The sequence below is a fragment of the Bradyrhizobium sp. SZCCHNRI3043 genome (assembly GCF_032377735.1).
Taxonomy (GTDB): Bacteria; Pseudomonadota; Alphaproteobacteria; order Rhizobiales; family Xanthobacteraceae; genus Bradyrhizobium.
On sequence record NZ_JAUHID010000016.1, the window covers coordinates 92,934 to 109,540 of the forward strand.

Sequence of the window (16,607 nt, forward strand, 5' to 3'; positions counted from 1 at the left end):
GCCCGCTTCAGCATCGGGCTTGCCATTCCGCGCGGACGCTCTCGTCGGTCTCCGACGTCAGCGCCGCCTCCGCACGCCGCGCGTAAGTAGCCTCGTCGAGCAGCCAAGCGAGCGCCCAGGCGGCGGCACCGCGCACCAGCGGACTCGGATCGGTCGCCAGCCGCTCGGCTGACGGCGTCAGCGCCGCATCGCCGGAGTTGCCGATCGCGATCAGCACGTTGCGCAGGAAGCGGTCGCGGCCGACGCGCTTGATCGGCGATTTCGTGAACAGTGCGCGAAACGCGGCGTCGTCGAGCGCAGCCAGCTCGGCGAGATCGGGGGACCGCAGCGATTCGCGGGCTGCCAGCTTCGCCTCGCGCCCCGCTTGCGCGAACTTGTTCCACGGGCAGGCGGCGAGGCAGTCGTCGCAGCCGTAGATGCGGTTGCCCAGCGCCCTGCGGAACTCGCGCGGGATCGGCCCCTTGTTCTCGATCGTCAGATACGAAATGCAGCGCCGCGCATCGAGACTGTAGGGGGCCGGGAACGCCGCGGTCGGGCAGCTGTCGAGGCAGGCCCGGCACGAGCCGCAATGATCGCGCTCCGGCGCATCGGCGGGCAGGTCCAGCGTGGTGTAGATGGCGCCGAGGAACAGCCAGGAGCCGAAACCGCGCGACACCAGATTGGTGTGCTTGCCCTGCCAGCCGAGCCCGGCCGCTTCGGCCAGCGGCTTCTCCATGACGGCCGCGGTGTCGACGAACACCTTCACATCACAACCAGCCTGTGCGACCAGCCAGCGGGCGAGCGTCTTGAGGTTCTTCTTGATGACGTCGTGATAGTCGTCGCCGCGGGCATAGACCGAAATCGCAGCGTTGCTGCGCTGGGACAGGACCGCGCGCGGATCCTCGTCGGGGCCGTAATTGACGCCGAGCATGACCACGCTGCGGACCTCCGACCACAACGTGGTGGGATCGGTGCGGCGGGACGGCTCGCGCGCCAGCCAGTCCATGTCGCCGTGCTGGCCGGCGGCGAGAAAGCGTTCGAACGCGGCGGCCCGCTCGGCGCTCACGACCGGGGCGGTGATGCCGATGGCATCGAAGCCCAGCCGTTGCGCCTCGGCGGCCAGCGCCGCCTTCAACGTCTCCGGCGTGGGCCTATCTGCGCTCAGAAGTCCAGGTCCACATAGGTCCGCGACGCCGGGACGCCCGCCAGCCAGTCGGAGAGCAGCGGCCGGAACGACGGCCGCGACTTCACCCGCGCGTACCACGCCTTCGCTGCGTCGTCCTCGATCCATGGCACGTCGCCCAGATAGTCGATCGCAGACAGATGCGCGGCGGCGGCCAGGTCGGCATAGGTCAGCCGGTCGCCGGCCAGGAAATTGCGCCGCTGCGCCAGCCAGCCGATATAGGCGAGATGATAGCGCACATTGGTCTTGGCGGCGCGAATCACGTCGGTCGATGGCGGCCCGCCGCCATCCTCCTCGCTCATGAAGCGCTTGTAGATGCGCTCGGTGACCAGCAGGTTCGAGGCCTCCTCGAAGAACTTGGTGTTGAACCAGTCCATCAGCCGGCGCACCTCGACGCGCTCGGCCGCCGACGCCGGCATCAGCCGGCGATCGCCCATCTCGGGCCCGCAGGTCTCGTCGATGAACTCGGCGATCACGCCGACACCGGGCACCGGCGGCAGGCCTTCGACCGACAGCACCGGCGTGGTGGCCGCGGGATTGAGCACGAGGAACGCCTCGCGGCGCTCCCAGGCGCGTTCCTCCACCAGGCGCAGATCAAGCCCGTATTCGCCGAGCACCAGCCGGACGAAGCGTGAATGCGGGCAGAAGGGATGGTGGTAGAGCGTGTACATGGAGCCTTTCGACGATTCCGCGGCTACGGCGCTTAACGAACAATCAACCATCGGTTCGCACCGACGCCTCGTCCCGATACCGGCGCGCGGGTGCGCTCGCGAATCGGACCATTAGCGCATGGTCGGCGAAAGTGTAAGCAGTAGGGCGACGGGCGGTCATGCGGGAAACGGCGCTTTCGGGAACAGCGATCAGCGCGCCCGATCCGCTGTCCGGCATTGCCTCGTTCTGATTCGCATGGCCGATCACACGCCGGTTCATTCATCGGATGTGGCCGGTTCGAGCGCTTTTTGCAATTGCGGGCGGGAGCCGAATAGGCGAGAAGGGCCGCGTTTTGCCGGCAATCCAGGATCCGATCAATGATGTCAGATACGCTGCGGGCGGTGCTTCTCGGCATAATCGAGGGCGTCACCGAGTTTCTTCCCGTATCCTCGACCGGCCATCTGTTGCTGGCGGAGCGCTTCTTCGGGCTCGGCGACGAGGGCTTCTGGAAGAGTTTTGCGATCCTGATCCAGCTTGGCGCCATCCTCGCCATCGTCGCGCTATACTTCTTCAAGCTGTCGCGCGTCGCCATCGGCGCGATGTCGAACGCTGACGACCGCCGCTTCATCATCGGCGTGCTGATCGCCTTCCTGCCCGCCGTCATCATCGGCCTCATCGCCGGCAAGTACATCAAGGCGCTCCTGTTCGATCCCTGGGTCGTGTGCTTCTCGCTGATCGTCGGCGGCGCCATCCTGCTGTGGGTCGATCAGATCGATCTCAAGCCGCGGGAGCACGACGCCACGCGCTATCCGCTGATGATGTATCTGTGGATCGGCGTCGCGCAGTGCCTCGCCATGATCCCCGGCGTGTCGCGCTCCGGCGCCACCATCGTGGCGGCGATGCTGCTCGGCGGCGACAAGCGCTCGGCCGCGGAGTTCTCCTTCTTCCTGGCGATCCCGACCATGGTCGGCGCCTTCGTCTACGACTTCTACAAGAGCCGCGCCGAGATGACGTCCGATCACCTCGGCCTCATCGCGATCGGCTTCGTCGTCTCCTTCATCACCGCCATGATCGTGGTGAAGGCCTTCCTCGGTTACGTCACCCGCCACGGCTTCGTGCTGTTTGCCTGGTGGCGCGTGATCGTCGGCACGCTGGGCCTGATCGCGCTGGCGCTGGGGAAGTAGTTATCGCGTAGGGTGGGCAAAGGCGCGCAGCGCCGTGCCCACCGTTCTCACCGAGTATGCCAAAGCAAGGTGGTGGGCACGCTTCGCTTTGCCCACCCTACAGATACCCTCACGCGTTCTTGCGCTGGAACTGCCCGGACGGACGGAAGCGCCAGAGATATTGCGGGGCGACCGCCTCGAGCGAGTCCGGCGTGATGCCGAGGCCCTGCAAGGTCAGCCCGGCCGCCTTTGCCGCCTCCGACACCACGTTGTCGTGGCGCAAGAGCTCGACCTGGTCCGGCGTCAGCTTCAGCGGCCCCGGCGCGAACTGCAGGATTGCGGCCTGCAGCTTGGCGAGCCCGAACGGCAGCGGCAGCAGCGCGCGGTCGCGATCGGTGATGTCGAGGATGATTTTCAGGATCTCCCGGAAGCTCAGCACTTCCGGCCCGCCGAGCTCGTAGGTCGCGCCCGGCTGCGCCTTGCCGTCGACCGCATCGGCCACCGCGGTGGCGACGTCGCCGACATAGACCGGCTGCATCTTCGTCTCGCCGCCGCCGATCAGCGGCAGGAACGGCGAGATCCGCGCGAGCCCCGCAAAGCGGTTGGTGAACTGGTCCTCGGGGCCGAACACGACCGAGGGGCGCATGATCACGGCCTCGGGCACCGCGGCCAGCACGGCGGCCTCGCCGGCCGCCTTGGCGCGGGCATAGCTCGATGCCGACTCCGCGTCGGCGCCGATCGCCGAGACGTGCACCATGCGGGCGCCAGCGGCGGCGGCCGCCTTGGCCACGGTGGCGGCGCCCTCGGCCTGCACGGCCTCGAAGGTCTGCGCGCCGCTCTCGGTCAGGACGCCGACCAGGTTGATCGCGACATGGCTGTCACGCAGCGCTGATGCGACCGAGTCGGGATAGCGCAGATTGGCCTGTACGGCGTGGATCTGGCCGACCCGGCCGAGCGGCTGCAGGTGGCCGGCGAGCTCCGGCCGGCGTACCGCGACGCGGATGCGGTAGTCGCGCTTGGCCAGCGCCCGGACCACGTTGCGCCCGACGAAGCCTGAGCCGCCGAAGACGGTAACCAATGTGTCCAGATTCGATGCCATGGAATGAGCCCTGGGATTGCCGGGCGGTCGGTCCGCCCCGGACGAGATAGCTGTCAGCGGCGATTCGCACCCCGCGGCCCGCCATCCTGGGCCGCTGTATAGCCCATCGTCCGCACTGCGGAAAAGGGAGCCGTGTTTTTGCGCATGGCTTCAGAAAAATTGTCATCTTGGGCGTTCAGCGGTTTGACAAGCGCCCGTTCGATCCGTACACAGCGCCCCCATGCCCAGGTGGCGGAATTGGTAGACGCGCTGGCTTCAGGTGCCAGTGGCTTAACGGCCGTGAAGGTTCGAGTCCTTTCCTGGGCACCATTTTTGGTGGTGACCTCCCCCGCACAAGAGATCTCCGACAGACGAGCGCGCTGACCCGCGTTGCGGTCGAATAGAGGTCGGTGTCGATTGGCCCGATGTCTTCGACATATCGGCCTCACGCGTTTCTCCGAGATTGCGAACGATTTTGCTTCAGGCTTCCGTGATGCCGCTGCTGCAAGCCGCGAGCTCCCACCCTCCCCTGGAGGGGGAGGGTCGATCGCGCGCGAAGCGGGCGAGCGGGGTGGGGTGATCTCTCGGCGGACGCCGGTGCCAGAGGAGAGATCACCCCACCCCGCCTCACGGTTCGCTTCGCTCTCCGCGAGGCGACCCTCCCCCTCCAGGGGAGGGTGGGCACCGTCCGCGTGTCTACCGATCACCATGCTTGTGGCCCCTCTCGGAGCAAGACTGCTCAATCTCGCGACGCATCCCGCGCCCGAGCTGTGAAGATCGTCTCGCCCCCGTCAATCATGAGGGCGCAGGGAGAGCCGGGTGCCGACCGCACCCATGGCCCGCCAGCGAAGGAAAATGCTGGCGGCAGGAACCACAGGTACGCGCCGGATCATCCGGCCCTCCCTGCGCGATTGGTTTTAACGGCTGCTTCGCGTTCTCCCTGGTGCGCCGGGCTTGTTGGCCACCATCCCCACGCGAAGCGAAGGCTTCGACATGAGTTGATATCAGCATCGGGATATCAGGACCGCGCGACTTGACCGTGCGTGCCTCGCCGTTCGTCCGCGCGAACTCATTCACGCTGCGTCGACACACGCCCATCGCATCCCACTGCCAACGATCCGTGACGGTCGCGAAACGCCCCTCATGCGGCAGCAGGGACGCGCGGAAATGTGAAGGTGATTTGCCCGACGGCGCAACGTTTCAGCATGCGACATAATAACTCGACGGGCTGCCTCAAACAGGTAGTCCTCGAAACCATTATCGCAGCCGTCAAACGTCGGTCCCTCGGGGGGCTGCCGTGACAGAAATCTGGGTTGATTGCACAACAATCCTGGCGGGATGAAGCCGTAGCCGAAGTGTTTATCAATCGCCGCACCTGGCGGGGATCATGCTGCGCAGATATCATTGAAATGTTGTTGGAGTTCTGAAGTAGATCACATCTGGTGCAGGTGACGGTCCAGGCTTTGCTGCCGCACAGGGAGCGATAACAATGGCATCAGCGTACGGATACGGTAATCTAAAGAGATTCAGCGACGAGTGGGACGAATTACATAAGAATCCAAAGAGCGATGAAATTGAATGGATCAGCGCAAGTCGCGCCTTGCAGATGTTAAAGAGCCTCCAACTTTCGATCGCAACGCGGCGGATCTGTGAGCGAGCTAACCATGGACTTGTCCGTGCTCGTGCTGAACGCCTTCAAATAAATGAGAAGCAGTTCGAGGATAGGGACATTCCCCGTGCGTTTTGGTGGGCTCACGGAGAGATCGCGCTAAAACAACAATGGGATTCCGGCGACTTTTCCACTTGGCTGGATAGCAAGATTCAGATCTTTGCGTACGGCGTGAAGTTTGATCGTGCCGCGATCGAGAAGATTTTGCCGGTGGAAGCCGTGAAGCCTGAAGTTGCTCCGCTCGTAGCTGGCGGTCGTCCACCGGCTGAGTGGTGGGATGACCTATGGGTCGAGATATGCCGACAGCTATACGAGGGCGACCTGAAACCAGAGAAGCAAGCTGACATCGAACAGGCCATGCTTACGTGGCTCACGGCCAAGGGCCACAATGCCAATGAAAGTACCGTGCGGCCGCGTGCCCGCAAGTTGTGGGCAGCCATAAAAGGCAAAAACTAGGTTTCTGGCCCTTTCTACTCTTACCTGCCCGACGTTAGGCCCGAACTTCCGCATGATGATCAGCACATTACTGGTGCGTTGCAGCGCCGACCGTAGCGGTTGACGCTCGCCTGCATCGGTTAGCGCTACTGGCCCCAATACGGGAGAGATCGGAAATGAGCTCGCGCGACAGGTTCGACAGCTTCAATAAGGTTGTTGTGGCCGTTGCCACCCTGATCACTGCTATCACTGGCGCCGCCAGCGTCGGCCACACCATAGGCTGGTGGTGATGCTCTAGATATCGCGAATTTGATCCAGCAAAGGCACGAATATCTATGATGATGAGTCGGTGTTTGCCGGGTCGACCTTCCAGAGCAGCCATAGGCTAAAGGTGACGAAATGTCTGGAGCAAGAAGCCGGCGCCCTTGATCGACTTAATCCCGTAGTGAATTTCTTACGCGACCCTTCCACTCATAACCGGTGTCGTCCCCGCGAACGCGGGGACCCATACCGCGTGATGTCTGAAATGGGCAGTCGGCACGTTCCGCGTGCCCCACTCCGTTCGGTGGTTATGGGTCCCGGATCTGCGCCCGCCGACGCGTTGCGTCGGCAGGCTTGTCCGGGACGACAGCGGAGCATGTGGCTGTCACGCCAACGATCGCAGGCGGCGGTTCGCCGGCCGAGGCTCGCGGCCGAGGCCGGCGACCGCCCAGTCCAGCTATCCCTTGTAGCCCATCAACAGGCGCGGCAGCCACAGTGAGAAGGCGGGGACGTAGGTCACGAACATCAGGGCGGCGATCAGTGCGGCGTAGAACGGCAGGATGGTGCGCATGACGGCGCCGACCGAGATGCCGCCGATGGCGCAGCCGACGAACTGGGTGGTTCCGACCGGCGGGGTGTTGAGGCCGAGCGCGCAGTTGATCAGCATCAGCATGCCGAACTGCACCGGATCCATGCCGGCCTTCATCGCGATCGGCAAGAAGATCGGGGTGCAGATCAGGATCGTCGCCGCCATGTCCATGAACGTGCCGAGCAGGAACAGGATGATGTTGATGAGCAGGAAGATCATCCAGGGCTGCGTCGAGACCTTGCTCATCAGATCGCCGGCGAAATCGGCGACCTCGTAGAGTCCCATCAGGTACTGGAACATCGTGGACACGCCGATCAGCAGCAGCACCACGCCGGTGGTCTTGACGGCCTTGGCGGCAGCCCGCAGGAAGTTCTGCAGGGTCATGGTGCGGTAGATGAAGAACGTCAGCAGGATCGTGTAGGTGACGGCGACGGCCGCGGACTCGGTGGCCGTGAACACGCCGGACAGGATGCCCGCCAGGATGATGCCGACGATCAAGAGGCCGGGCAGCGCCGCCGCGAACGAGCGGAACACCTCCGCCCAGCCGGGAAACTTGCCCGCGGGATAGCCGCGCTTCACGGCGACCGCGTAGGCGGCGACCAGCATGCAGACCATCAGCACGAGCGCCGGAAGAAGACCGGCGGCGATCAGCGCGCCGATCGACACCTTGCCGCCGGCGGCGAGCGCATAGATGATCATGTTGTGGCTGGTCGGCATCAGGGCGCCGACCAGCGAGGCGTGGGTGGTGACGTTGACGGCGTAGTCGGTGTCGAACCCTTCCTTCTTCATCATCGGGATCATCACCGCGCCCATCGCCGACACGTCGGCCACGGGAGAGCCGGAGACCCCGCCGAACAGCGTGCAGGCGACGACGTTCGACATGCCGAGCCCGCCGCGGATGTGACCGACGAGATTCTTGGCGAGCTGCACGATCTTGTCGGCGACGCCGCCATGCAGCATCAGCTCGCCGCTGAAGACGAAGAACGGGATGGCGAGGAACGAGAAGATGTTCATCCCCGACATCATCTGCTGGAAGATCACGGCAACCGGCAGGCCTTCATAGAGGATGGTGCAGATCGCCGAGAGGCCGATCGCAAACGCAACGGGAACGCCGAGGACCAGGAAGCCGAAGAAGGTGACGCCGAGAATGATCAGTTCCATGACGGGACGACCTCTTCACCGCGCAAGAGAGCCATGATGTGCTCGATGGAAAACATGACGATCAGGATTCCCGAAGCGATCAGCGGCACGTAGCGGACGACTTCGGGCAGGCCGAGATTGGCGATCTTCACGGTGCCCACGGAGGCGCCGAGGATCCAGCCGTTGTAGGCCATCGCGACGCCGAACATCGCGACCAGCACGTGGATGACGAGCTCGATCTTTTCCCGCATATGATCCGGCAGCATCACGAGGAGGCTGTCCATGCCGATATGGCCGGCGTCGCGAACGCCGACGGCGGCGCCGATCAGCGTGACATAGAGGATCAGGACCAGCGCCAGGTTCTCGGTCCAGGTCGGGCTGGAGTTGAGAACGTAGCGTCCGAACACCTGGTAGAAGACGATGGTGACGATGACGAGCAGGCCGGCGACGGACAGATACATGCCGACGCGCGCGATGACGGCGTTGATCCGCGAGAGCAGGCCGGTCGACGGACGTCCCTCCTGCTGCTCGTGGTCTCCAACATGAGGATCTGTCATTCCCGGCCCTCCCTGGCCTGAGTCCGGTGCCGCCGCACGGCGACGCCGGACCCGGTCCCTATTTTTATGTGGTTCTTACTTGGTGTCCTGGATGCGTTTGACGAGGCTCGAGAGCTTCTCGTCGCCGGCGAACTTCCGGTACACCGGCTTCATCGCGTCGACGAATTCCTGCTTGTTGGCAATCGTCACGACCTGGACGCCAGCGGCCTCGACGGCCTTGCGGGAGGTCTGCTCGCGCTCGTCCCAGAGCTTGCGCATGACCGGCACGGATTCCTTGGCCGCCTTGCGGATCATCGCCTGATCCTCCTTGCTCAGCGTGTCCCAGACCTTCTTGGACATCACGAGGACTTCGGGCGCCAGCGAGTGCTCGGTGACGTTGTAGAACTTGGCGGCCTCGAAGTGACGCGAGGACTCGTAGGACGGCCAGTTGTTCTCGGCGGCGTCGACGAGGCCGGTCTTGAGCGCGGTGTAGACCTCGCCATAGGGCATCGGGGTCGGGTTGGCGCCGAGGCTCTGGATCATGCCGACCCAGAGGTCGGACTGCTGGACGCGGATCTTCAGGCCCCTGAGGTCGGCGAGCGACTTCACCGGCGCCTTGACCGTGTAGATCGAGCGCGCGCCGCTGTCATAATAAGCCAGGCCGACCAGGCCCGCGGGCTCCATGGCGGCCAGGATCTCGTCGCCGATCGGCCCGTCCAGGACATTGCGCATATGCTGCGTGTCGCGGAACACGAAGGGCAGGCACAGCGCGACGGTCTCCGGCACGAAATTGTTGAGCGGCGAGGAGTTGATCCGCATCATGTCGAGCGCGCCGATCTTGAGCTGCTCGATCGTGTCCTTCTCGGAGCCGAGGGCGCCGTTCGGAAACACCTTCACGCCAAGCTTGCCGCCGCTCGCGGCTGCGAGCTGCTTGCCCATGAACTTGACGGCTTCGACGGTCGGATAATCGGCGGGGTGCACATCGGCGGAGCGGAAATCGCGCGCGGTCGCCAAAGGCGACGAGACCGCCAGCACAGCGGCCGCAATGATACCTGTAAGTGCCTTCATCTTGGCTTCCTCCTCAATTGATTATGTCGTTGTTGTTGGGCAGATGCTGCAGGCCGCCTTGGGTCGCTGCACTCCAGATGCGAAGTCATGCGACAATATCACGCGTACGGCCAGTGGCATTTTCTGTCCAAGCCAAAGGCGGCATCGATCAATGCAAGAGTTGCATCGATCGATTGGGTGCGATCTGGCGCGATGCAACCAGCGGGTCGACCGCCTCAATGATGAAGGCGCCGCCTCGAACGGCCGCGGAGACATTTGCCGGCGCCACCTCAGATGCGATCACCTGACCCTGTCCGGCCCTTGCGCCCGGGCGGCGGGGCTGGCATTCCCACGGCTGATCTCCGGACCGGCCCGGCGCGTTTGCCGGTTGGTTACCAGCGCCGGGCTACAGCCGGTTCCCGAGCGCTTCCCGCGGCGTTGCTCCGGCCCGTCGCGTCCGATTTCGATTCGACGAGGTTTTGAGAGCCATGACCGTACGCCTGCACCGCGGCGACCTGCCCGATCTTTCCCGCTACACCACCTCGGTGGCGATCGACACCGAGACCATGGGGCTCAATCCGCACCGCGACCGGCTGTGCGTGGTGCAGCTGTCGCCCGGCGACGGCTCGGCCGACGTGGTGCAGATTCCCAAGGGGCACACCGACGCGCCGAACCTGAAGGCGCTGCTCGGTAACCCGGACATCACCAAAATCTTCCACTTCGCGCGCTTCGACGTCGCGGCGCTGTTTCACGCGTTCGGGGTGATGCCGCAGCCGGTCTATTGCACCAAGATCGCCTCGCGGCTGGCGCGCACCTACACCGATCGGCACGGCCTGAAGGATCTCGTGCGCGAGCTGCTCAATGTCGATCTCTCCAAGCAGCAGCAGTCGAGCGACTGGGGCGCCGAGCAGCTCAGCGAGCCGCAGCTCGCTTATGCTGCCTCCGACGTGCTGCATCTGCATGCGCTGCGCGAAAAGCTCGACGGGATGCTGGCGCGCGAAGGGCGGCTGGCGTTGGCGCAGGCCTGCTTCGCGTTCCTGCCGCACCGGGCGACGCTCGATCTGGGCGGATTCGAGGCTGAGGACATCTTCGCGCATTCCTGAGGGGGGCGAATCGCAGCCGCGTTCACGATCATTAATGTCTCGTAATGATCGCGAGGCCCCTGCGTCGCGATTTAGCGCCAGTTCCAGGCTGCAATGGTGGGGCCCCCCATGGTAGGATGGGTGCTGTTTCGCGCGCATCCCGTGTCCGTCGGAGCCCTGGTGAACTCGGTCCACAACCCCGCCTATGATCCCACCCTGCAGGCGCGCTTCGCGGTCGCGGCGCGCCACAGCCGCTTCGTGCGCGTGCTGCGGGTCGCGGTGCCGGCGGCGGTCGGGCTGGCGATGGCGGTCGTGATCGGCATCGCGCTGTTCAATCCGTTCCACATGGAGATCAACACCCCGAATCTCACCGGCAACCTCGTCATCTCCGGCCGCAAGATCACGATGGAGACGCCGCATCTGACCGGCTTCACGCCGGACCAGCGGCCGTATGATCTCGTCGCCCGGAGCGCGGTGCAGGACCTCACCGATCCCGATCACGTCGAGCTCAACATTCTCCGTGCCAAGGTGCTGATGGAGGATCAGTCGACGGTGACGTTGAAGGCGAATACCGGCGTGTTCGACACCAAGCAGCAGCAGCTCGAGCTGACGAAGGACATCCTGCTGACGACGTCGACCGGCTACGAGGCGCGGCTGAGCCGGGCCTCGGTCGACATGGCCAAGGGCACCGTGAGCTCGGACGAGCGCGTCGACGTCAAGCTCACCAACGGTACACTTTCCGCCGACCGCCTGCGCATCACCGACAATGGCGAGGTCATCCGCTTCGAGGGCAATGTGATGATGAACCTCGACAACATGAATGCCGCTCCGGCCACGACGGCGAGCGCCGATCCGGGCCGTCCGGCCCGCAACGTGAAGTGAGCTCATGACGACGTGTCGTTTCATTCCCGTAGCGATTCGCGGCGCCGGCTTCGCCGCGCTGGCGTTGCTCGCGCTTGCCGACTCATCGCAGGCGCAGAGCGCGACCACCGGTGTTCCGAACGCGCTGCAGGGATTTTCCCAGAACCGCGACCAGCCAATCCAGATCGAGGCCGCCGCGCTGGAGATGCGCGACAAGAAGAAGGAGGCGACCTTCACCGGCAACGTCAAGGTCGTGCAGGGCGATACCACCATGACCTCGAAGTCGCTGGTCGTGTTCTACGACGGCGGCGCCCAGCAGGGCGGTGCCAAGGCGACCAAGGCGACGCCGGCTGCGACGCCCGGGCCGGACGGCAGCTCGGCGATTCGCCGTCTCGAGGCGCGCGGCGACGTCAAGGTGACGCAGAAGGACCAGGTCGTGACCGGCGAGACCGCAGTCTACGACACCAAGACCAACATGATCTCGATGCAGGGCGGCGTGGTGCTGACCCAGTGCAAGAACGTGATGCGCGGCGACCGGCTGACGGTCGACATGACGACCGGCGTGTCGCGGGTCGAATCGGACAGCGGGCGCGGGGTGCAGGTGCTGCTGCCGCAGGCGGGCGCGGGCGCGGGCGCGAGCGGCGGCTGCGGCCCGTCGACGGCCTCGGCTCCGGGCGGCGCCGGGCCGCTGCAGCTCGGTCCAGGCAAATCGAAGTGACTTCAATTATTTAGCAAAACGCCGGCGGCCCAGTTGAACCGCGGCGCTGCTGCCTCTATCTAGCGAGCGGGCGGTTCTGTCGCAGGACCGATGCAACGGGAGGCCGTGGAACCCGTTGCGTGGCTGCGAAAGAGTGATGCCGGACACGATTGCGATCTTGCGATCGGTCGCCTGCGTGGCGACCGCGACTTCGCCGTCAGACGACAAACTCCGAAGCGCGGCCTGCCGCGCTTTGGCCGGCCTCGCGCTCCCTGTGATCCGCGAGAGGTGAGATGCGTTCGCTCGCGGTGGGCGGGCGAGCCAGCGCTGCGGTCGATGACGGGCAGCCTCGAAGGGCGTAAGCGAAGCGGGGATGGTGGATCTACTCGGCATGTTTCGTGGGCGTCCCGCCAAGCGCGGCCAGCGAGGCTCCTCGCGCCGGCGCGACGACATCACGGCCATGGACGATCCGTTCGGCAATTCCTACAGCGATGATCCGCTCGCCGCGCTCGCCGACTCCGTGCGCGACGAAACGGTGCCACGCATCAATCCGCGCTCGCCGCAGAACACCGAGCAGATCCAGCGCAAGCGGCCGGCCTCGCAGCCGATGCCAGCCAAGCCGCGCAACAATGGCAGCGGCGGCCCGCAGCTGCTGCGCCGGCCAGGCTTCCTCGCCGTGCACTCGATCGAGAAGAGCTTTGGCAGCCGCCAGGTCGTGCGCGGCGTGTCGATCTACGTCCGCCGCGGCGAGGCCGTCGGCCTGCTCGGGCCGAACGGCGCCGGCAAGACCACCGTGTTCTACATGATCACCGGACTGATCAAGGCCGATCGCGGCGCCATCGAGCTCGACGGCCATGACGTCACGCGGCTGCCGATGTATCAGCGCGCCCGGCTCGGCATCGGCTATCTGCCGCAGGAAGCCTCGATCTTCCGCGGCCTCACCGTCGAGCAGAACATCCGCGCCGTGCTCGAGGTCGTCGAGCCCTCGCGCAAGAAGCGCGAGCGCGAGCTCGACGCGCTGCTGGAAGAATTCACCATCACGCGGCTGCGCAAGTCGCCGTCGATCGCGCTGTCCGGCGGCGAGCGCCGCCGCGTCGAGATCGCGCGCGCGCTGGCGACGCGCCCGAACTACATGCTGCTCGACGAGCCGTTCGCCGGCATCGATCCGATCGCGGTCGGCGACATTCAGCAGCTGGTGCGCCACCTCACCAATCGCGGCATCGGCGTTCTGATCACCGACCACAACGTCCGCGAGACGCTCGGCCTCACCGACCGCGCCTACATCGTCTATGCCGGGCAGATTCTTACCGAAGGCAGCCCGGAGGAGATCGTCGCCGATCCCGACGTGCGCCGGCTGTATCTCGGTGAGGAATTCCGGCTGTAGGATTACGGACGCGGTGTTTGTCGGCTTTTGTCGTCTGCGCGACATCAGGCGGAAACGCTACGATCAACGCTGTTTCCAGCAGGTTCGCGAGGACCGGTAACCTCGTCTTCTCCGCGCGCCATACTCCGTTTTTCTTATTCGTCAAGCCGTGTACATCGCGCGCGGATTAGGATAAGCAAGAATTGGACCAGTAAGGGAATGTTCTTGCTCCCATGGCGTTGACGCAGAGATTAGAATTCCGCCAGTCGCAGTCGCTGGTGATGACGCCGCAGCTGATGCAGGCGATCAAGCTGCTGCAACTGTCCAATCTCGACCTCTCCACGTTCGTCGAAGAGGAGCTGGAGCGCAATCCGCTGCTGGAGCGCGCGAGCGACGGTCCGGAAGCGCCGGTCGCCGGCGAGCAGCAGATGTCCGAGCGCGCCGAGTTCTCGGAAGGCAGCGAAGCCAACGGCGACGATTTCGGCGAGGGTGCGAGCGGCGGCGGCGAGAGCTTCGAGGGCGCCCAGGAAGACTGGATGAGCCGCGATCTCGGCACCCGTACGGAGATCGAACAGACGCTCGACACCGGGCTCGACAACGTGTTCTCCGAGGAGCCGGCTGAGGCCGCCGCGCGCACCGCGCAGGACGCAGCGCCGACCACTTACACCGAATGGGGCGGCGGCGCCTCCGGTGACGAGGACTACAATCTCGAAGCCTTCGTCGCGGCCGAGACCACGCTGTCGGATCATCTCGCCGAGCAGGCGGCGGTGGCCTTCACCGCGCCGGCGGACCGCATGATCGGCCAGTATCTGATCGATCTGGTCGACGAGGCCGGCTATCTGCCGGCCGATCTCGGCCAGGCCGCCGACCGCCTCGGCGCCGAGCAGGCCGACGTCGATGCCGTGCTCGGCGTGCTGCAGACCTTCGATCCGCCGGGCATCTGCGCGCGCAATTTGAGCGAATGTCTCGCGATCCAGCTGCGCGAGCTCGACCGCTACGACCCGGCGATGCAGGCGCTGGTCGAGCATCTCGATCTGCTGGCGAAGCGCGACTTCGTTGCCCTTCGCAAGCTGTGCGCCGTCGACGACGAGGACCTCGTCGACATGATCGGCGAGATCCGCAGGCTCGATCCGAAGCCGGGGCTGAAGTTCGGCACCACGCGCACGCAGACCATGGTGCCCGACGTCTACGTCCGTCCCGGTCCCGACGGCGGCTGGCTGGTCGAGCTCAACAGCGACACGCTGCCGCGCGTCCTCGTGAATCAGGTCTATTACTCCGAGCTGTCGAAGACGATCCGAAAGGACGGCGACAAGTCCTACTTCACCGACTGCCTGCAGAACGCGACGTGGCTGGTGCGCGCGCTCGATCAGCGCGCCCGCACGATCCTGAAAGTGGCGACCGAGATCGTGCGCCAGCAGGACGGCTTCTTCACCCATGGTGTCGCGCATCTGCGTCCGCTCAACTTGAAGGCCGTTGCGGATGCGATCCAGATGCACGAATCGACCGTGTCGCGCGTTACCGCCAACAAATACATGGCGACCAATCGCGGCACGTTCGAGCTGAAATATTTCTTCACCGCCTCGATCGCATCGGCCGATGGCGGCGAGGCGCATTCGGCAGAGGCCGTGCGTCACCACATCAAGCAACTGATCGATGCGGAAGATCCCTCCGCAATTCTCTCCGATGATACGATCGTCGAGAAGCTGCGCGCCGCGGGCATCGACATCGCCCGCCGCACGGTCGCGAAATACCGGGAGGCGATGCGGATCCCGTCCTCGGTGCAGCGCCGCCGCGATAAGCAGAGCATGCTGGCGCATGCCCTCTCGGCCCCCGCCAGCGCCGACCGCACCCGGGATACCGCGTCAGTTTGACCGCTGCGCAAGATTGCGCCTTCACCAAATAGGCTTAGTGTCATACTTGGTTCACATGAATCGAGGCGGCACATGACCCTGCGGATTTCCGGAAAGAGCATCAGCGTCAGCGAAGCGCTGCGTGGGCGCGTCAGCGAGCGCACCGACGAGGTCTTGCGAAAATACTTCGACGGCAACTATTCCGGCCATGTCACGCTCTCCAAGGACGGTTTCGGGTTCAAGACCGATTGCGCGCTGCACCTCGATTCGGGCATCACGCTCGAGGCCGAATCGAACGCGCCGGACGCCTATGCCAGCGCCGACCAGGCGCTCTTGATGATCGAGAAGCGCCTACGCCGCTACAAGAGCCGGCTGAAGGACCGCTCGGGGCGCAAATCCCATGCCGCCAATGCAGCGCTCGCCAATCTCGACGGCGCGGTGCTGGATGCGCCGAGCTACGTGATCGAGGCGCCGGCCGAGGGCGACGAGGAGATCACCGGCTATAGCCCGGTGATCATCGCCGAGAACACCACGGCGTTGAAGCGCCTGTCGGTGTCCGAAGCCGTGATGGAGCTCGATCTTTCGGGGGCACCCTGCATGGTGTTTCAGCACGGCTCCAGCGGCCGGGTGAACATCATCTACCGCCGCGCCGACGGCAATATCGGCTGGGTCGATCCGCCGGCGGTGAAGCCGTAGTCCCGCGGATGCGTTCCAGGGATCTTCCGGCGGCGCGAAAACCGGTTCCCGATCAGGCGGTTGGCCGACTGGTTGCGACGTCACGCCACGGCAATGAACAGATGCGATCAAGCGGTTGGGGCGCTGGCGCCTTCAGGCCGCCACGCTCCGGCGATCTTTAAGGATAGGCTGCGGGAACACGCTTGCGGGTGTTGGCACGGCCGTTGCGTTGGGGTAGAAGCCCCACCCATCGGACACGGGTTAAGCCCGCCTGCCGCCTCAGCTTCTTGACGCCGGTCTGTCCCGACCTATTTCGCACCCTGACGGTTCAATCACCTCGGAACGCCC

14 protein-coding genes and 1 tRNA gene are annotated in these 16,607 nt (G+C 65.0%); 9 read left to right on the forward strand and 6 right to left on the reverse strand.

The features are described from left to right. Positions 1-7 precede the first annotated feature (7 nt). Both queG and QX124_RS25350 read right to left on the reverse strand, forming a co-directional pair. Complete coding sequence (queG, locus tag QX124_RS25345; protein ID WP_315798627.1) at positions 8-1,192, reverse strand: tRNA epoxyqueuosine(34) reductase QueG; 1,185 nt, start codon at positions 1,190-1,192, stop codon at positions 8-10. Beyond that, positions 1,141-1,833, reverse strand: coding sequence for a glutathione S-transferase family protein (locus QX124_RS25350; RefSeq protein WP_315758183.1), 693 nt, complete (start codon positions 1,831-1,833; stop codon positions 1,141-1,143). Before QX124_RS25350 ends, queG begins: the two co-directional genes overlap by 52 nt. 357 nt (positions 1,834-2,190) lie before the next feature. Here QX124_RS25350 and QX124_RS25355 point away from each other — a divergent pair, with 357 nt between their 5' ends. Further along, positions 2,191-2,997 (forward strand): undecaprenyl-diphosphate phosphatase, encoded by an 807-nt coding sequence (locus QX124_RS25355; RefSeq protein ID WP_315740364.1) that lies wholly within the window; start codon positions 2,191-2,193, stop codon positions 2,995-2,997. Positions 2,998-3,106: 109 nt separating this feature from the next. Here QX124_RS25355 and QX124_RS25360 read toward each other — a convergent pair whose 3' ends face one another. Continuing rightward, entirely contained in the window at positions 3,107-4,075 is a 969-nt protein-coding gene (locus tag QX124_RS25360; RefSeq protein WP_315716856.1) for a complex I NDUFA9 subunit family protein, read from the reverse strand. A 222-nt stretch (positions 4,076-4,297) separates the two neighbouring features. On the opposite strand from QX124_RS25360, the gene QX124_RS25365 reads away from it, so the two are divergent. Then, a tRNA-Leu gene (locus QX124_RS25365) sits at positions 4,298-4,384 on the forward strand. 1,159 nt (positions 4,385-5,543) lie between these two features. Further along, entirely contained in the window at positions 5,544-6,179 is a 636-nt protein-coding gene (locus QX124_RS25370) for a hypothetical protein (protein WP_315798608.1), read from the forward strand. A gap of 697 nt (positions 6,180-6,876) precedes the next feature. On the opposite strand, the gene QX124_RS25375 is transcribed toward QX124_RS25370, so the two are convergent. From QX124_RS25375 to QX124_RS25385, 3 genes are all read right to left on the reverse strand, one after another. Further along, positions 6,877-8,169: a TRAP transporter large permease gene (locus QX124_RS25375; protein ID WP_315741256.1), complete on the reverse strand. Its 1,293-nt coding sequence runs from the start codon at positions 8,167-8,169 to the stop codon at positions 6,877-6,879. After that, complete coding sequence (locus QX124_RS25380; RefSeq protein WP_315741255.1) at positions 8,160-8,705, reverse strand: TRAP transporter small permease; 546 nt, start codon at positions 8,703-8,705, stop codon at positions 8,160-8,162. Before QX124_RS25380 ends, QX124_RS25375 begins: the two co-directional genes overlap by 10 nt. Before the next feature lie 75 nt (positions 8,706-8,780). Further along, positions 8,781-9,752: a TRAP transporter substrate-binding protein gene (locus QX124_RS25385; RefSeq protein ID WP_315798609.1), complete on the reverse strand. Its 972-nt coding sequence runs from the start codon at positions 9,750-9,752 to the stop codon at positions 8,781-8,783. Between the two features lie 467 nt (positions 9,753-10,219). Between QX124_RS25385 and QX124_RS25390 the strand changes: the two genes are divergently transcribed. The 6 genes from QX124_RS25390 (at position 10,220) to hpf (ending at position 16,280) form a co-directional block, all read left to right on the forward strand. Then, positions 10,220-10,834 (forward strand): ribonuclease D, encoded by a 615-nt coding sequence (locus QX124_RS25390; RefSeq protein ID WP_315741253.1) that lies wholly within the window; start codon positions 10,220-10,222, stop codon positions 10,832-10,834. A gap of 159 nt (positions 10,835-10,993) precedes the next feature. Continuing rightward, on the forward strand, positions 10,994-11,695 hold the full coding sequence (gene lptC, locus QX124_RS25395; protein ID WP_315716868.1) for an LPS export ABC transporter periplasmic protein LptC: 702 nt from the start codon (positions 10,994-10,996) through the stop codon (positions 11,693-11,695). Between the two features lie 4 nt (positions 11,696-11,699). Further along, a complete protein-coding gene (locus QX124_RS25400; protein ID WP_315798610.1) occupies positions 11,700-12,392 on the forward strand; it encodes an LptA/OstA family protein in 693 nt (230 codons plus the stop codon). 352 nt (positions 12,393-12,744) lie between these two features. After that, positions 12,745-13,755, forward strand: coding sequence for an LPS export ABC transporter ATP-binding protein (lptB, locus tag QX124_RS25405; protein WP_315784894.1), 1,011 nt, complete (start codon positions 12,745-12,747; stop codon positions 13,753-13,755). A gap of 212 nt (positions 13,756-13,967) precedes the next feature. Beyond that, the gene (gene rpoN / locus QX124_RS25410; RefSeq protein WP_315741250.1) at positions 13,968-15,605 is read left to right on the forward strand and encodes an RNA polymerase factor sigma-54; all 1,638 of its coding nucleotides are present in this window, start codon (positions 13,968-13,970) and stop codon (positions 15,603-15,605) included. Between the two features lie 72 nt (positions 15,606-15,677). Further along, positions 15,678-16,280 carry a ribosome hibernation-promoting factor, HPF/YfiA family gene (hpf, locus tag QX124_RS25415; protein WP_315741249.1) on the forward strand — a complete coding sequence of 201 codons (603 nt, stop codon included), beginning with the start codon at positions 15,678-15,680 and terminating at the stop codon, positions 16,278-16,280. The last annotated feature ends 327 nt before the right edge of the window (positions 16,281-16,607 follow it).